This is a genomic window from Bifidobacterium sp. LH_424, from assembly GCF_056356895.1.
In genome coordinates, this window is record NZ_JBKEVC010000004.1 from 97,215 (window position 1) to 113,828 (window position 16,614).

9 protein-coding genes are annotated in these 16,614 nt (G+C 67.9%); 2 read left to right on the plus strand and 7 right to left on the minus strand.

The window, feature by feature from the left end; translation table 11 throughout:
- Window positions 1-79 precede the first annotated feature (79 nt).
- From uvrC to AC1AYP_RS05400, 5 genes are all read right to left on the minus strand, one after another.
- Entirely contained in the window at window positions 80-2,428 is a 2,349-nt protein-coding gene (uvrC, locus tag AC1AYP_RS05380; RefSeq protein ID WP_476547067.1) for an excinuclease ABC subunit UvrC, read from the minus strand.
- An 11-nt stretch (window positions 2,429-2,439) separates the two neighbouring features.
- Complete coding sequence (gene uvrA, locus AC1AYP_RS05385; protein WP_476544927.1) at window positions 2,440-5,373, minus strand: excinuclease ABC subunit UvrA; 2,934 nt, start codon at window positions 5,371-5,373, stop codon at window positions 2,440-2,442.
- Window positions 5,374-5,563: 190 nt separating this feature from the next.
- Entirely contained in the window at window positions 5,564-9,064 is a 3,501-nt protein-coding gene (locus tag AC1AYP_RS05390; protein ID WP_476544904.1) for an ATP-binding protein, read from the minus strand.
- Between the two features lie 2 nt (window positions 9,065-9,066).
- Window positions 9,067-9,747 (minus strand): DUF4194 domain-containing protein, encoded by a 681-nt coding sequence (locus AC1AYP_RS05395; protein WP_476547068.1) that lies wholly within the window; start codon window positions 9,745-9,747, stop codon window positions 9,067-9,069.
- A 2-nt stretch (window positions 9,748-9,749) separates the two neighbouring features.
- Complete coding sequence (locus AC1AYP_RS05400; protein WP_034526044.1) at window positions 9,750-11,258, minus strand: DUF3375 family protein; 1,509 nt, start codon at window positions 11,256-11,258, stop codon at window positions 9,750-9,752.
- 393 nt (window positions 11,259-11,651) lie between these two features.
- On the opposite strand from AC1AYP_RS05400, the gene AC1AYP_RS05405 reads away from it, so the two are divergent.
- A complete protein-coding gene (locus AC1AYP_RS05405; protein ID WP_034526043.1) occupies window positions 11,652-12,605 on the plus strand; it encodes a hypothetical protein in 954 nt (317 codons plus the stop codon).
- A 186-nt stretch (window positions 12,606-12,791) separates the two neighbouring features.
- Window positions 12,792-13,976, plus strand: a complete 1,185-nt coding sequence (locus AC1AYP_RS05410; protein ID WP_476547069.1) for a pyridoxal phosphate-dependent aminotransferase — start codon at window positions 12,792-12,794, stop codon at window positions 13,974-13,976.
- Here the strand turns inward: AC1AYP_RS05410 and AC1AYP_RS05415 are convergent.
- Window positions 13,949-15,550 (minus strand): ABC-F family ATP-binding cassette domain-containing protein, encoded by a 1,602-nt coding sequence (locus tag AC1AYP_RS05415; RefSeq protein WP_101622713.1) that lies wholly within the window; start codon window positions 15,548-15,550, stop codon window positions 13,949-13,951. The genes AC1AYP_RS05410 and AC1AYP_RS05415 overlap by 28 nt on opposite strands.
- A gap of 88 nt (window positions 15,551-15,638) precedes the next feature.
- Window positions 15,639-16,397, minus strand: coding sequence for a carboxymuconolactone decarboxylase family protein (locus AC1AYP_RS05420; protein ID WP_101622712.1), 759 nt, complete (start codon window positions 16,395-16,397; stop codon window positions 15,639-15,641).
- Window positions 16,398-16,614: the final 217 nt, after the last annotated feature.

Sequence of the window (16,614 nt, forward strand, 5' to 3'; positions counted from 1 at the left end):
TCATGCTTCCCTCCTTGCCTTCCCGGTTCTCCCGACCATCCTACTCGGGCCGTCCGGACCGCGGTCGGAAGCCGTCTGCTCATGGCCGGCGCGTGCCGGGGCCGCCGGTGCCGCCGGCGCCGTCCGCACCGTCCGCGTGCAGGGCGTCGTAGATGGCCTGCGCCTTGGCATGGCCTATCCCCTTGACCTGCTCCAGCTCCTCGACGCCGACGCCGCGCATCGCCTTGACCGAACCGAACCGCGCGAGCAGCCGTTTCTGGTAGGCGGGTCCCACGCCGGGGATGCCGTCGAGGGCGCTGCGCAACGCCCCCTTGCGTCTCGTCTGCCGGTGGTAGGTGATGGCGAAGCGGTGCGATTCGTCGCGCACGCGCTGCAGCAGGTACATGCCCTCGGATTGGCGTTTGAGGATGATCGGGTAGTCGTCGTCCGGCACCCACACCTCTTCGAGCCGTTTGGCGAGCCCGCATACGGCCACGTCGTCGACGCCGCAGTCGGCGAGCGCCTTCGCGGCGGCCATGGCCTGCGGCCTGCCGCCGTCGACGACGACGAGGTTCGGCTTGTAGGCGAACCGGCGCCGGTCCGTGTTCTGCTGGACCGTGTCCTTCCTCGTTCCGTCGTCTTCCGCGACCGTGCCGCTTCGGGCATCGGCGCGCGCGTCCGTCGCCGTCTTCGCGCGTCGTTCCGCCTCGATGCTCTCGCCGGAGTCGCCGGCGATGTTGCCGTGACGGAAGCGCCGCGTCAGCGTCTCGTAGAGGGCGCTCAGGTCGTCGAGCGCGCCTTGGCCGTCCTTGCCGCGGATGGCGAAGCGCCGGTATTCGCTTTTCTTGGCGACGGCGTCCTCGAACACGACCATGGAGGCCACCTGGAAGGCCCCGCCGACCGTGTTGGAGATGTCGTAGCATTCGATGCGCAGCGGGGCGTCGGCGAGGCCCAGCGCGTCGGCGACCTCGTTCATGGCGCGGGTGCGTGCGCCGATGTCGGCGATGCGGCTCATCTTGGCGCGGGCCAGCGCCTGCGCGGCGTTGTCGTTCGCCCGGTCCATGAGCTGCCGCTTGTCGCCTCTGCCGGCGACGCGGATCGTGACCGCGCCGCCGCGCAGTCCGGTCAGCCAGGTTTCGAGCTCCTCGCGCCGGGACGGTTCGAGTTCGATGGGCGTGATGACCTCGCGGGGCACCGGGGCGATGGGGGCGAGCAGGTCGGCGCGCCCGGTGACCTCCTGTCGCGCGTTGCGTTCGCGCGTCGCCCGCGCGCGGGACGCCGCGTCGGTCGCGGTCACGCGCTGCGTGGACCCGATGGCGTCGCGCCGTTCCTCGACCTTCGCCGTCGCGTTCCCGGCCGCGGCGTCGTTCCGCGCGTCCGAGTAGACGCCCACGAGCAGGTCGGCCATGAGATCGGCGTCGTCGACGTCGTCGACGCGTTCGACGCTCCAGTTGCGTTCGCCGCGGATCGTGCCGGCGCGCACGTGGAACGCGTGCACGGAGGCTTCGATCTCGTCGGTGGCGAAGCCGAACACGTCGGCGTCGACCTGGTCGTCGAGCACGACCGCGTTCTGCTGGACGACGGTGGAGAGCATGGCGATCTCGTCGCGCAGGCGCGCCGCCTTCTCGAATTCGAGGTCGGCGCTGGCGGCCTTCATGTCGCGGGTGAGCTGCGCGATGTACGACTTGCCGAGTCTGCCGGTCATCACGCCGACGAGCCGTTCGCACATGCGCCGGTGCTCCTTCGCGTCGATGCGGCCGACGCACGGCGCGGAGCATTTGCCGATGGAGGCGAGCAGGCAGGGCCGTCCCGTGAGTTCGGCCTTGCGGTAGACGCCGTCGGCGCAGGTGCGCACGGGGAAGGTGCGCAGGAGCCGGTCGAGTCCGTGGCGCAGGTCCCACACCTTCGCGTAGGGGCCGAAGTAGCGGGTGTCGCGGCGTTTGCGGCTGCGCGTCACCCACACGCGCGGCACCGTCTCGCCGACGGAGACCGCGAGGTACGGGTAGGTCTTGTCGTCGCGGAACTGCACGTTGAACCGGGGGTCGAACTCCTTGATCCACGTGTATTCGAGGGTGAGCGATTCGAGTTCGGTGCCGACGACGGTCCATTCGAGGCTGCGGGCGGTGAGCACCATGGTCTGCGTGCGCGGGTGCAGCAGGTACAGCGGCTGGAAGTAGTTGGCGAGCCTGTTGCGCAGGTTCTTCGCCTTGCCGACGTAGATGACGCGGCCTTCGCCGTCGCGCCATTTGTACACGCCGGGTTCGGCGGGGATGTCCGAGGATTTCGGACGGAACAGGTCGCGCGAGTCGCCGAGCAGCGGCGCCCCGTTGCGGTTCGTCTTCGCCGTCGCGCCGTCGGCGTCGGACGTGCCGTCCGTCGCCTCCCCGCGCAACGCGTCGGCGGTCCGCCGCCATGCCTCGGGCGAGTGCCGTTCGATGTCGTTGGTCACGGCGTCGCCTTTCAGAGCATGCCTTTGAGGAAGCGGCCGGTCCACGACGATTCGCATTGCGCCACCTGTTCGGGCGTGCCCTGCGTGACGACGGTGCCGCCGCCGTCGCCGCCCTCGGGCCCGAGGTCGATGATCCAGTCGGCCGACTTGACCACGTCGAGGTTGTGCTCGATGACGATGACCGTGTTGCCCTTGTCGACGAGCCCCTGCAGCACCTTGAGCAGCTTGTTCACATCCTCGAAGTGCAGGCCGGTGGTCGGCTCGTCGAGGATGTACACGGTCCTGCCGTCGGACCTGCGCTGCAGTTCGGTGGCGAGCTTGACGCGCTGGGATTCGCCGCCGGAGAGCGTCGGGGCGGGCTGGCCGAGGCGGATGTAGCCGAGGCCGACGTCCACGAGGGTCTTGAGGTACCGGGAGATGCCGGTGTACGCCTTGAAGAAGTCGGCGGCCTCCTCGATGGGCATGTCGAGGATGTCGGAGACGGTCTTGCCGTTGTACTTCACCTCGAGGGTCTCGCGGTTGTAGCGTTTGCCATGGCAGGTCTCGCATTCCACGTACACGTCGGGCAGGAAGTTCATCTCGATCTTGAGCGTGCCGTCGCCATGGCATGCTTCGCAACGGCCGCCCTTCACGTTGAAGGAGAAACGGCCGGGCCCGTAGCCGCGCACCTGCGCCTCGGGCGTCTTGGCGAACAGGGCGCGGATCTTGTCCCACACGCCCGTGTAGGTGGCGGGGTTGGAGCGCGGCGTGCGCCCGATCGGGTTCTGGTCGACGTGGATGACCTTCCTGACCTGGTCGAGCCCTTCGACGCGGCGGTGCTTGCCGGGCACGATGCGCGCGCCGTTGAGCTTGTCGGCGAGGACCGGGTAGAGGATCGTGTTGACGAGCGAGGATTTGCCGGATCCGGAGACGCCGGTGACGACGGTGAACACGCCGAGCGGGAAGCTCACGTCGATGTTCTTGAGGTTGTTCTCGCGCGCGCCGACGACCTTGAGCTGGGCGGTCCTCCTCACCTTGCGGCGGTGGGCGGGCACGGCAATCTCGCGGCGGTGGGCGATGTAGTCGCCGGTGATCGAGCGTTTCGCCTCGACGAGATGCTTCGCGGGCCCCGAGTAGACGACCTCGCCGCCGTGCTCGCCGGCGCCGGGGCCGATGTCGACCAGCCAGTCGGCCTCGCGGATCGTGTCCTCGTCGTGCTCGACGACGATGAGCGTATTGCCGAGGTCGCGCAGATGGTGGAGCGTCTCGATGAGACGCGCGTTGTCGCGCTGGTGCAGGCCGATGGACGGCTCGTCGAGCACGTACATGACGCCGACGAGGCCGGAACCGATCTGCGTGGCGAGACGGATGCGCTGCGCCTCGCCGCCGGACAGGGTGGCGGCGGCGCGCGACAGGGTGAGGTAGTCGAGGCCGACGTCGTTGAGGAAGCCGAGGCGGGCGCGAATCTCCTTGAGCACCTCGCCGGCGATCTTCGCGTCCGCGCCTTCGAGCTTGAGCCCGTTGACCCAGGCGAGCCCGCGCACGACGGGCATGTCGCACACGTCGAAGATGGACAGGCCGCCGACGGTGACGGCCAGCACCTCGGGCTTGAGACGCCTGCCGTGGCACACCTGGCAAGGCACTTCGCGCATGTACGACTCGTAGTACTCCCTCATCGACTGCGAGTCGGTCTCCTCGTGCTTGCGCATGAGCGAACGCACCACGCCTTCGAAGCCGGTGGAGTATTCCCTGAGACGGCCCCAACGGTTGCGGTAGGAGACGTCGACCTTGAACTCGTGGCCGTAGAGGATGTCGTGGCGCACGTCGGCGGGCAGGTCCTTCCACGGGGTGCGCATCGAGAAGCCCATCTCGCGGGCGAGGCCTTCGAGCAGATGGCCATAGTACTGGGCGGTCATCTTCGTGTTGCTCCACGGTTCGATGACGCCGTCGGCGAGCGACTTGTCCGGGTCGGCGATGACGAGCTCCGGGTCGATCTCGAGCTTGAAGCCGAGACCGGTGCAGGCGGGGCATGCGCCGTAAGGCGCGTTGAAGGAGAAGGTGCGCGGCTCGATCTCGTCGAGTTCGAGCACGTGCCCGTTCGGACAGCTGCGGTGTTCGGAGAACGGCCGACGGCGGGCGGGGCTTCCCTCCTCCTCGTCGACGAAGTCGATGACGATGGAGCCGTTGGCGAGCTTCAGCGCCGTCTCGACCGAGTCGGTGAGCCGCTGGCGCATGCCGTCCTTGACGACGAGACGGTCGACGACGACCTCAATGGTGTGCTTCTTCTGCTTGGCGAGCGTGATGTCATCGGACAGCTGCCGCATCTGGCCGTCGATGAGCGCGCGGGCGTAGCCGTCGGAGCGTAGCAGTTCGAGCATGTCGACGAATTCGCCCTTGCGGCCTTTGACGACGGGCGCGAGAATCTGGAAGCGGGTGCGTTCCGGATAGTCCATGAGCGCGTCGACGATCTGCTGCGGGGTCTGCGAGGCGACGGGTTCGCCGCATTCGGGGCAGTGCGGCACGCCGGTGCGCGCGAACAGGAGACGCAGGTAATCGTAGATCTCGGTGATGGTGCCGACGGTGGAGCGCGGGTTGCGGTTCGTGGTCTTCTGGTCGATGGACACGGCGGGGCTCAGGCCTTCGATGAAGTCGACGTCCGGCTTGTCCATCTGACCGAGGAACTGGCGCGCGTACGCGGACAGCGATTCGACGTAGCGGCGCTGGCCCTCGGCGAACAGGGTGTCGAACGCGAGCGAGGATTTGCCCGAACCGGACAGGCCGGTGAACACGACCATGCGATTGCGCGGGATCGCGAGGTCCACGTTCTTGAGGTTGTGCTCGCGCGCGCCCTGGATGGTGATCTTGAGGTCGTTGGGGATGTGCGAGATGTCCGCCACGAGCGAACCGTCGTGCTCGACGAGCGGCGCCTTGCGGATCTCGCGCGTGAGGAACGAATCGCTGGTCATCACCTTCTCGACGACGACCTCGCCGTTCCTGCCGCCCGTCGTCTTCCGTTTCGTCGCCACGATCCCCGCCTTCCGTCAGTCGCCGCGGCACGCGTCCGGCCGCGGATTTTCCGCACCCAGAATACCCGAAACCCCGACGCATATCGAACACCTGTTCGACGGCGTGTCTCCCGGCCGGACCGTCATGCCGTCAGGCGACGTCCGCGGATTCATCCTCCCCTTCTCCGGCGAGGTCGGCCTCGCGCAGGGAGGTGAGGCCGGTGTCGGGGTTCTTGTAGGTGACGTAGGCCTTGGTGGAGACCTCGAGAATCTCGCCAGTCTTGCTTTCCGGCGCGGAGACGATCACCTGGAAGCCGAGGCGCGGCAGCACGGTGAGGGCGCGCTGCGTGTAGCGGCCGTCCGCCTTGATGAGCGCCTCGTCGAGGAACAGCGTCGTGTAGTTGGGTTTGAGACGGTTCTCCATGCCTCCGCCGAGCAGGTAGATGAGCGCGGCGCCGTAGACGAACGAGGTGAGCTCCTGCAGGGCTCCGCCGGACCGTCCGCCGGTGGAGGTGATGCGCTCGTCGAGCCCGTCCTCGTGGTGCACGATCGCGTAGAAGGACGAACGGCACCGCGGGTCGAGGTCGCGCGCGCCGTAGCTCTTCACACCGTTCGCGTCCCTCACCTGCGCGAGCTGGGCGCGCAGCAGACCGATGACGCCGCCGCACGAGGTGAACACCTTGCGCATCACCGCCGTATCGTCGCTCCCCGACGCCTTCCAGTCGTTGAGCGCGCCGATGGTCCGGGTCAGCTGCGAGGAGAAGCCCCGGTCCGGCTTGCGCACGTCCGCATGCAGGGACAGGCTGCCGTGCTTGGGGCCGAACCGCTGCCCGTCGAGCATGGCGTTGATGCGGTCGAGCTGGTCGCGGATGCCTGCCTCGTCGGTGTCGACGGCGCGTTTGATGGTCAGCAGGCTCATCAGCAGCTGTTCCAGGCAACGCCGGTATTCGGCGCCGGTCGCCTCGCCGGCGGTCAGTCGCGACAGTCCCTCCAGCTCGTCGAGATAGTACCGGCGGTCCACCACTGTGGCCGACAGCGCGTCGTCGTCCGCGGCGTACATGCCCTTGTACGATTCCATCCGGGCTTCGACGACCGTCTTCGCGGCCGAGACCTGGGAGGCGAGCGCGTCGATGCGGGCGGTCATGTCGTCGCGCATCCTCGCGATAACGCGTTCGGGGAACGACGTGCCCGCGGCCGGCGCGTCTGCGCCCGCCCCGATGATCATGTGGGCCCGCAGCGCAGCGTCCGCGATTCCCGAGAACCCGTCCTCATAGGAGTGTTCGAGCGCCGTTTCCGCGCTCTCGTCCAACGGCGCGGCGCCCACGCGCCCGGCGGCGTCCGCATCGCCGTCGGTCTCCCGCGACGCATGGCTCCGGTTGGCGTCCAGCCACCGTCGGGCGGCTTCGCAGGCGGACGCCGCGGCGTCGGCGTCACGTTTCTCGGCGAACCGGCGCTGCTCGTTGCGGTCGAGCTCCTCTCTCATCGATTCCTCACGTCGGACGAGCTCGGCGAGCTCCGGGTTGTTCCTGATCGCGGCGATCGACGCCTCGAGCCCGTCCACCGTGGCCGAGGCGGATTCCACGTCGACGCTCTCCCATGACGTGTAGGCGAGCTGCTTGGCGAGTTCGAGCCCGCTGCGCAGGGCCTCCGCACGCTGTTTCGCCTCCATGTAGTCGCTTTCCGCCCGTTCCGAGCGGCCGCGCGCTTCGGCGATGCCGTGCTTCAGCGCGTCCAGATAGGCCTCGGTGACATAACCGATGACCTCGCGACGGTCCTTGACGCCGTGCTGCCCGCGTTTGCCGCTTTTGATCTGCCCGTCGGCCTGCACCTGGCGGCGTTCGCGGTCGGCGTCGTCGATGGCGTCGACGCATACGGCGTCGAACCGTTCGGATGCGGTCTGCGCGCGCAGCCAATCGGCGAACGGCGAATCCTCGCGATACCGCAGCTTCGAGGACATCCACGGGCCGTCGCCCGCGGCCTTTCCGTCGTCCGCCCCGAAGCGCTCCGAGGTGTCGACGAACTGCCAGGTGCGTCGCGCCATCGCATGCGGGTCGATGGCGCTGATCTTGGCGGCGAAGCCACGTTCGTGGCGCTTGTCGACGAGGATGGTCTGCGCGATGGCGCCGTAGGTGACGTTCATGGCCAGACGCCACTGTTCCTCGTCCTCGCGCACGTCCATGAGTTCGGCGACGTACGGCAGTTCGCCGGCGGACAGTCCGGTGGCCCTGCAGAGCATGGCGCGGGTCTCGTCCATCTGCTGGGTGATGCGGGTGCGCTGCGTCTTCTGGCGCTCATAGTCGCGTTCGAGGCGGCGCAGCTCGTCGTTCGCCGCGGAGCGGGCGGCGACCGCGCGGTCGCGCGTCTCGTCCAGCTCCTGCGCCCGCCGGTCGTACAGGCGGGTGAAGTCCACGGCGGCGATGCGCCTCTCCGTCCAGGCATGCTCGTCTCCGGGCATCGTCTCGCCGATCGTCTCGAACCCGACCTCGATGCGCCCGCGGTTCGTCTTCACGTCGTCGAGCATGCGCCTGGCCTGTTCGAGTTCCATCTCCATCCGCGCGAGGTTGCCACCGTCCAACCCCCTGATGCGGTCGCGGATGGCGTCGATGCCCGCGCGGATCTTCTCGCCGTCTCGGTATGCGGTTTCGGCGGCGGCCTGGTGCTCGCGGTGCTCGCGTTCGTCGATGGGCAGCCGTGCGGCGACCTCGTCGGCCATCCGCGCGATCGCCCACCGCCGTATCGCCGCCGATCCGGCCTCCTTGGACGGATCGACCGGGTCGAATGTCCGGACGCGCCGGCATGCGTCGTCGTAGGCTTCGCATGCGTCCCGGATGCCGGTGAGCGCCGTCACGCGTTTCGCCTTGCGTTCCATTTCGGTGAAGTTCGCCTCGTAGCGTTCGTAATCGTCGACGGTGTCGCGCGCCAGGGCCAGGGCTTCGGGCACGCCGAGCACACCCTGCTTGAAGATGTCGTCGAGTCTCGACGGCGCGTCCGCCGATTGGATCTTGTGCAGCAGCCGACAGGCCTCCTCGCTCAGTCCCATCATGTCCCAGATGTGTTCGTGGAACGCGTCGGCGCTGGTGAAGGTCTCGCATCCGGGGTACGTGTCCCTCAGCTGCGTGGGGGTGAACGGATGGTCGCGGTAGGCGTCCATGAGCCGCGGGTCGATCGGCTTGCCCCATGCCGCGTACTGCCGGCGTATGTCGCCGCGGCCGTCGCCCGCCATCAGGTAGAGGAATTTGGCGCATGACAGCGTCTGGCCGCTGGTGGCGTTCACGTAGGTGTCGACGATGGCGCCCCATACGGCCTGCGGCGCCCCGTCGTCGTCGCGGCCGCGCAGGTAGACCGGCTCGTCGCCGCCCGCGGTGCTGCCGACGCCGACCATGCCGCGCAGGTACGTGTAGTCGCTGCGTTCGGAGCGCCCCGAGTTCGACGCCTTGTTGAACGGCGTGCCGGTCGGGTACAGCAGCGAGATCTGCGCGTCCACGAGCGTGGATTTGCCGGATTCGCTGGCTCCGGCGAGCAGCGTGACGGGGAGCTTCGGGTCGGTGGACGGCCTGAATTCGTGGTAGCCCTGGTACGAGCCCCAATTGACGAGACGGCGGCTTTCCATCATCCACCGGTCGGCGATCATCTGCAGTTCCCTGGCGGCCATGCTCACTCCTCCTCTTCCGCTTCGGCGCCGTCTTCGTCGGCGCCATCCACGTCGGCGCCATCGTCCGCGCCGTCATCGACGGCCCCGTCGCCGTCACCGCCGGCGATGCCGAGCCATGCGTCCGCCAGCTCCCGGTCGAGCACGACGGGGACGAGCGGCGTGATCCGGTACATGGCGTCGTCGTCGGTGTCGGACAGGTAGCCGTAGGTGACCATCGTGTTGACGAGCGTGCCCACCTGCTTGAGCACGCCCTCCTCGTCGTTGCGTGAGGCGAGGTATCCGGCGCCGGTGGCGAGCGCGGCGCGCATCTCGTCGAAGCCGACGATCCACTGCCCCTCCGGCACCTGCATGTTCTCGTATTCGAGCACGCGGATGCGCAGGAACGCGAGCAGGGCGGCCTCCTCGCGCCTGAGGCTGGTGCGCGTCTTGAGCGAACGCAATGGGACGTCGGGGCCAGTGACGGGCGTCGCGTACATGATGCGGTGGCGTTCGTCGTCGACGAGCTCGAGCATGTCGTTGTTAAGCGAGCGGATGACCGCGTCGCGGTTGTCGTCGACGAGGTCGTACAGCTCGCCTTCGATGTACCGTTCGCGTTTGAGCGCGATGGCGGCCCTGCGGGCGTCCGCGCCCATGTCGCCGCGATCCCCTTCGAACAGGGCGTCGGGGTTGGTCTTCTCGTCCATGATCATCCTTCCTCCATGATGGCGTCCAGTTCGTCCGCGCCGGCGATCAGCGCACGCGTGCGCCAGTCCCGAGGCCTGCCGTCGATTGTCACGCAATGCCAGACGGCGTCACCGTCCTCCCGCCCGCCGATCGCGCCGAGGAAGCCGACGAGTTCGCTTTCACGCCGATCGGATTCCGGTAGCCGGTTGAAACTGGCGGCAATGTCGATTCCGCCGTCGGCCGTCACCGGTTCCCTCCGGATGAGCGCGATCATGCGGCGCAGACGCGGACCACCGTTGTCGATCAGCGTCTTCAGGTCGACGCGCGGCAGGTCGGAGTCCCCGGCGGCATCCAGTCCGGGCGATGCCGCGCGGACCATCGAACGTGCCGGCCGCGTGGGCAGCGGGGCGAGCCTGACCCCGCCGACGTCGGTGGCGTAGGGCCTGCCGTCGGCGCCCGGATGGGCTTTCGCGTCGGCGTTGACGGCGGCGTACAGCCGGTTGAGCCGCGCGAGCATCGACCGGTACCGGGTGTCGGTCTGCTGGCGTACGAGCCTGCCGATCTCCTCGTTGGAGACACGCATCTGGGCGCGTACCGCCTCGATGCCGTCGTAGATGTGGGCGAGCTCGTCGCGCACCTGCCCGAGCAGCGCGGCGGACTCCCCCGCGAGGTAGGGCGTCCTCGCGATGTCGCGCATCGCCTCGTCGATCTGCTGGCGTCCCTCGTCGGTGATGATCACCTGGAAGGCGTCCTCGAAGCGGCGCCCCATGTCGGATTCGCCGAAGTTCGCGCGGTATTCGGCGTTGTAGGCGTTCAGGATCTCGTCGACGTCCATGTCGCCGGCCTGCATGCGCCGGCGGAGCGCGTCGCCGTTGTCCCGTTCGGCGAGCACGAGCTCACGCAGGTCGACGGGCACGCCGCGCAACGTGTTGTGGATGACGGCGATGATGTCCTCCACCTGCGAGTCGTCGAGCGTCTCATGCCGCATCCCCTGCTGGATGCGTCTGATCTCGTGCTTGCGCTCCTTGATCTCGCGGTTGAGCAGGCGCACGCGTTCGCCGGGGTCGGCGGTCAGCCGCATGCGAGCGTGCTCGATCTCCATGATGATGCTGTTGGCCTGCGCGCCGGACAGGGTGCGGGATTCGTCCTCCAGCCGCCCCAGCGCCTCGATGGCGCGGTGGGCGCGCGCGGTCAGCCGGTAGAGGAACCGGTGGGATGCGGCGTCGTGCGAGTTGGCGAGCCAGGCGTAGTCGCCTTCGCCCTCGCGGGTCAGGTCGACGAGCATGCGATGCGCGGCCTGGCCGAACGTGAGGTCGGGGTCCAGCGCGTATTCGCCGATGTCGGCGAGCGCGGCGAGTCCCTGCGCGAACCGTTCCTCCAGCGTCTCGCGCGGCAGTTCGCCGGTCAGCGGGTCGAACGCCGCCTTGAGCAACGCCACGTACAGGCGCGAGTTGCGTCGCAGCAGCAGTCTGAGCACGCCGGTCTCGTAGACCGGCCGCAGCCGTTCCATCTCCCGTCGCGCATCGCCCATGGCGCACCTCCTGCCGCCGTCCTCGATCGTTGCCGTGCGAGACGGGAACGACGGCGTGCCCCGCGTCTCTCCTAGAAGCTAACACACGCCCGTACGGGCCGGCATATCGGGTACGGTTTCCGTCGACGCGGCGTGTCGTGCATGATTTCGGCGGAACATCCGAATACGCCGTCGGCGGAACCCGACACGATCGGATTGCGACATCGCAATCCCATCCGTACGGTTTCACCCCGATATCCAGCGGTTATGCACAGAGTTATGCACCGTTATGCACATTGTTCACATGCGATTTGCATATACCTCACAGACGCGGCATGGTGGTGCGTGTCGGCGGACGACGAAGGTCCGCAAGGCGGCCAGCGTAGGCCGCGCATCGGGAGAAGGAGCGACATCATGTCGGACGAGATCATCATGCAGGACGAGGACGCGACGGCGCGGTCGTGGGTCCAGCTGTTCCGGGAGGACGTCGACAGGCGGTATGTGTCGGACGATCAGGTGGACAGGGCCGCGACGATCATCGGGACAGCGGCCCGCATGGCCGTCGAACGCGGATACGCCGTCGTCGACCCGTCCCGGGAGCTGTTCGCCGAGGCGAAGCGGTCCAAATGGCCGTGGCCGCATCTCGTCGTGCGGGACGAGGACGGGTTCATGTCCTCGTTCCACGTGTCGGAGCTGTCGAAGCCCGGCAGCCCGCCGAAGCCCCGCACGCTGACCGGCGTGCCGAAAAGCGACGCGCCGCAATGGGTGGAGGGACGGTCGCGCGAATTCGAACCGACCGGCATGCTGTCGCTGCGGGTCAACGGCGAACGTCCGTTCGCCCGCCAGCGTTCCCTGCGCGACACCGTGAACTCGCGGATGGACGAACGCCTTTCCACGCTGTTCGACGGGTTGGCGCACGAGATCGATGCTTCGCGGGAACGCGTCGAGGCGGATCGCCGGCACGAGGAGACCGTCGAGCAGGCGCAGCGCGCATGCCGCGGGGAGCGGCTGTACACGGCGTTGTGCGAGGAGGTGCGGCTGCATGAGGATCTGCAGAGCCAACGCGCCTATCTCGATCTGGTCGAACAGCGGCTGAGGCGCACGGATCCGGACCGTCTGGCGGACGCGTCGGAGGACATCGAACTGATGCGCAGCCGCATCGACGCGCGCGACCCGCTGCTGTCGGGAGGCGTCGACTGGTCGAACCAGCCCGATCCGACCGACGTGGACGTGTACGAGTACATGCGCCGCGACCGACACGCCACCGCGTTCGGCCATGAGGACCTGTACGGCGACCGCACGCATCGTCCGCCGTACCGTCCGCCATACCGGAGCATGCCGTCGATCGGAAACGGGTTCTTCGACTGACCCGCCGCCGGAGCGTCCATCGCCGTTTCTCGCGCATCGGACACGCTCTCCTCCGCGTAACGCGACGATGGCATACTTGCCGGCAACCTATGGATTTCGGCGGCGGGGTCGTGGTTCGTGAAGGGGAACCGCGACCCCGCCGCCGCATACGACGAATCCGAATGGATGCACAAGGAGTATGCCGTCATGCCGAAGGTATCGAAGCGCGCCGCCGAAGCCCTGTATCCGAGCGTGCGCGAGATGTTCGAACTCGCCGCGGGCGTGCCGGACGCCGTCTCGTTCGCGATCGGCGAACCCGGATTCGACACCCCGCAGCCGGTCATCGACGCCGCCTACCGGGCCGCGAGCCTCGGCGACACGCACTACACGCCGAACCGTGGCGCGGTCGCGCTGCGTGAGGCGTGGTGCGAGCACCGCAACGCGGCGGATGGCACCGACTACGATCCGGACACGGACGTGATCGTCACGGCGGGCGGCATGGAGGCCGTGTATCTGGCGATGCTCGCGACGCTCGACCCGGGCGACGACATCCTGATCCCCGACCCCGGCTATGCGAACTATTTCGGACAGGTGAGGCTCGTCGGCGCGAACGTCGTGCCGGTGCCGCTCGACGCGGGCCACGGCTTCCGCATGCAGGCGGCGGACGTGGAGGCGGCGGTCACGCCGCGCACGCGCGCGATCCTGCTCAATTCGCCGTCGAACCCGACGGGGGCGGTCATCGACGCGGAGCAGCTGGATCTCATCGCCGAAGTGTGCGAACGGCATGACCTGTGGGTGATCAGCGACGAGGTGTACCGCTCGTTCGTCTACGATCCGTCGGTCGAATGTCTGTCGATCGCCGCGGTGCCGGGCATGCGCCGCCGCACCGTGGTGGTGGACAGTTTCTCGAAGACGTTCGCGATGACCGGTTGGCGCATCGGCGCGGCGTTCGGCCCGAAGCCGATCATCGACCGGATGACGGTGATGCAGGAGGACATCGTCTCCTGTGTGCCGGGCGCGTTGCAGCAGGGCGCGGTGGCCGCGTTGGAGGGGTCGAACGAGATCCTCGACGAGATGACGTCCGTCTACCGCGCGAACCGCGACATGGTCGTCGCCGCCGTGGCGGACATGCCGCTTGTCTCATGCGCGACGCCGGACGGCGCGTTCTACGTGCTGGTGGACGTGCGCGACACCGGCATGGATGACCACGCATTCGCGGTCGATCTGCTGCATCGTGCCAAGGTGGTGGTGACGCCCGCTTCCGGGTTCGGTGGGCGTGGCCGTGGCTACGTGCGTCTGAGCTACGTGGGCACGCCCGAGGCCACCGCCGAGGGTCTGCGTCGTATGCGCGCGTATCTGGAGGACTACTCCTCGGCGACCAGTTCGAGGTAGGAGTCGTTCCACAGATCCTCGTCGCCGTCGGGCATGAGGAGCACGCGTTCCGGGTTCAACGCCTGGACGGCGCCCTCGTCGTGGGTGACGAGCACGATCGCGCCCTCGTATTTGGCGATGGCCTTGAGGATTTCCTCGCGCGAGGCGGGGTCGAGGTTGTTGGTGGGCTCGTCGAGCAGCAGCACGTTGGCGCGCGAGGTGACGAGCGTGGCGAGCGCGAGTCGCGTCTTCTCGCCGCCGGAGAGCACGCGGGCGGGCTTCATCGCGTCGTCGCCGGAGAACAGGAACGAGCCGAGGATGGATCGCGCCTGCGTGTCGTTCAGTTCGGGGGCGACGTGCGTGAGGTTCTCGAGCACGGTGGCGTCGAGGTCGAGCGTGTCGTGCTCCTGCGCGAAGTAGCCGATCTTGCAGCCGTGGCCGTAGTCGACGGAGCCGGTGTCGGGCTGTTCGATGTGGGCGAGCAGCCGCAGCGTGGTGGTCTTGCCGGCGCCGTTGTAGCCGAGGATGACGACGCGCGAGCCCTTGTCGATGGCGAGGTTGACGCCGGCGAACACGATGTTGGAGCCGTACGCCTTGGAGATGTCCTTCGCCATGATCGGGGTCTTGCCGCAGGGCGCGGGTTCGGGGAAGCGGATGTCCGCCACCTTCTCCTTCTTCTGCGCCTCCGACGTGTTCTCGAGGAGTTTTTCGGCGCGGCGCATCATGTTCTGCGCGGCGACGGCCTTCGTGGCCTTGGCGTGCAGGCGGATGCCCTGCTTCATGAGGCGTTCGGCCTTCTTCTCGGCGACCTCGCGTTCGCGGCGGCGACGCTCCTCGTCGACGACGCGCTGGTGCAGGTACGCCTTCCAGCCGAGCGAGTACATGTCGATCTGGCCGAGCTGGGCGTCGAGGTGCCACACCTTGTTGACGACCTCGTCGAGCAGTTCGGTGGAGTGGGAGATGACGAGGAACCCGCCTTCGTATTTCTTCAGGTAGCCGCGCAGCCATTCGATGGAGTCGGCGTCGAGGTGGTTGGTGGGCTCGTCGAGGATGAGCGTGTCTGCGTCGGAATAGAGGATGCGCGCCAGTTCGATGCGTCGACGCTGCCCGCCGGAGAGCGTGCCGAGCGGCCGCTCCATGACCTCCTGGGGCAGGCCGAGCGAGGAGGCCATGGCGATGGCTTCGGATTGGGCCGCATAACCGCCGGCCTTGTCGAAGTCCTGCATGGCCTTGTCGTAGCGGTTCATGGCCTTGGTCATCACATCCGGATCGGGGTCGGTCATCTCCTTTTCGGCCTTGCGGATGCGGCTGATGATCGAGGCGATGTCTCGCGCACTCATCATGCGGTCGAGCGCGGTCTGTTCGGGGTCGGCGGCGTGCGTGTCCTGCGGCAGGTAGCCGAGTTTGCCGGAGACGCGCACCTTGCCGGAGGTGGGCAGCATGTCGCCGGTGATGACGCGCGTGAGCGTGGTCTTGCCGGCGCCGTTGCGGCCGACGAGACCGATCTTGTCGCCTTTGGCCACGTGGAAGTCGCACGGGTGCAGCAAGGTCCTTGCGCCGATCTGAATCTCCAGACCCTGTGCATCGATCGCCATGTCGTCTCACCCGTCGCTTTCCGTGTCATGTTGCCGTGGATTTTGCCAACGAACACTATAACGGACGGGATGCCCGCTGCCGGGCGCGTCACTCGGCCGCCGCCGCGGCCTCCTTCACGCATCTGAGCGCGTTGAGCGTGCGCGGGTAACCGATGTAGGGCATGCACTGCGAGACGACGGCGATGAGGAACGCCTTGTCGTTGCCGACGGCGATGTTGGCTTTCGCGTGGGCGGTCAGCTGCGGCTCGCATCCGCCTTGCGCGGCCAGATAGCACAGGGTGATCATCTCGCGGTGGCGGGTGTCGAGCCCGGTGCGCGTGTAGTAGTCGCCGAAGCAGTTGTCGGCGAGCCATTTGTTGATGTGCCGCGTGTCTTCGGGGCCGGAATGTGCGAACCCACGCATTCCCTCGCCGAAGATCTCGATCTGCTTGGCCTCACCGGCGGCGGCGCGCGTGTCGGCGGTGACGGTCGCCCTGCCTTCAAGCGGCAGGCCGACGCCTTGGTCGGCGAGCACGTCGTTGGTGATGGTGAGGAAGGGCAGCACGCGCCCGAAGCCGCAGTAGGCGACCGCCTGATAGACGATCTCCTTGGCCTGGGCCGGGGTCACGCCGCTTTTCAATGCAACGGGCAGCAGCATCCCGTAGGCGTCCGTGGCCTGACTGCCGATGAGCGTGGCGAGGATCGCCATGGAACGCGTGGCGTCGTCGAGGTCCGGATGGTTCGCACCCGGCTCGTGCACGACCTCGTCGTAGGCGAAGGCCGAGAACAGGTCGATGAATTCGGGGTCGCACTGGGCGAGCGTGGGTTTGCCGTCGGCGAACAGTCCGCCGTTCCTTCTGCCGAACATGGTCCGTTCCTTCCCGCCCGGCCGCGACGGCCGGGCCTGTCTCATGCGCTCGGGGTTCCGTTTGCACGCCGCCGGCGCCGTATCGCCATACAGGATAGGGGCCGGCGGCCTTCGCGGTCAAATGCCCGAAACCGCATGATGGGGCATACGGGGCGGGCATGGCGGCGCGACTACACTGGTGGGTAGCCCGCGAGCCGCCGCCGGCGCGCCCTGTTCC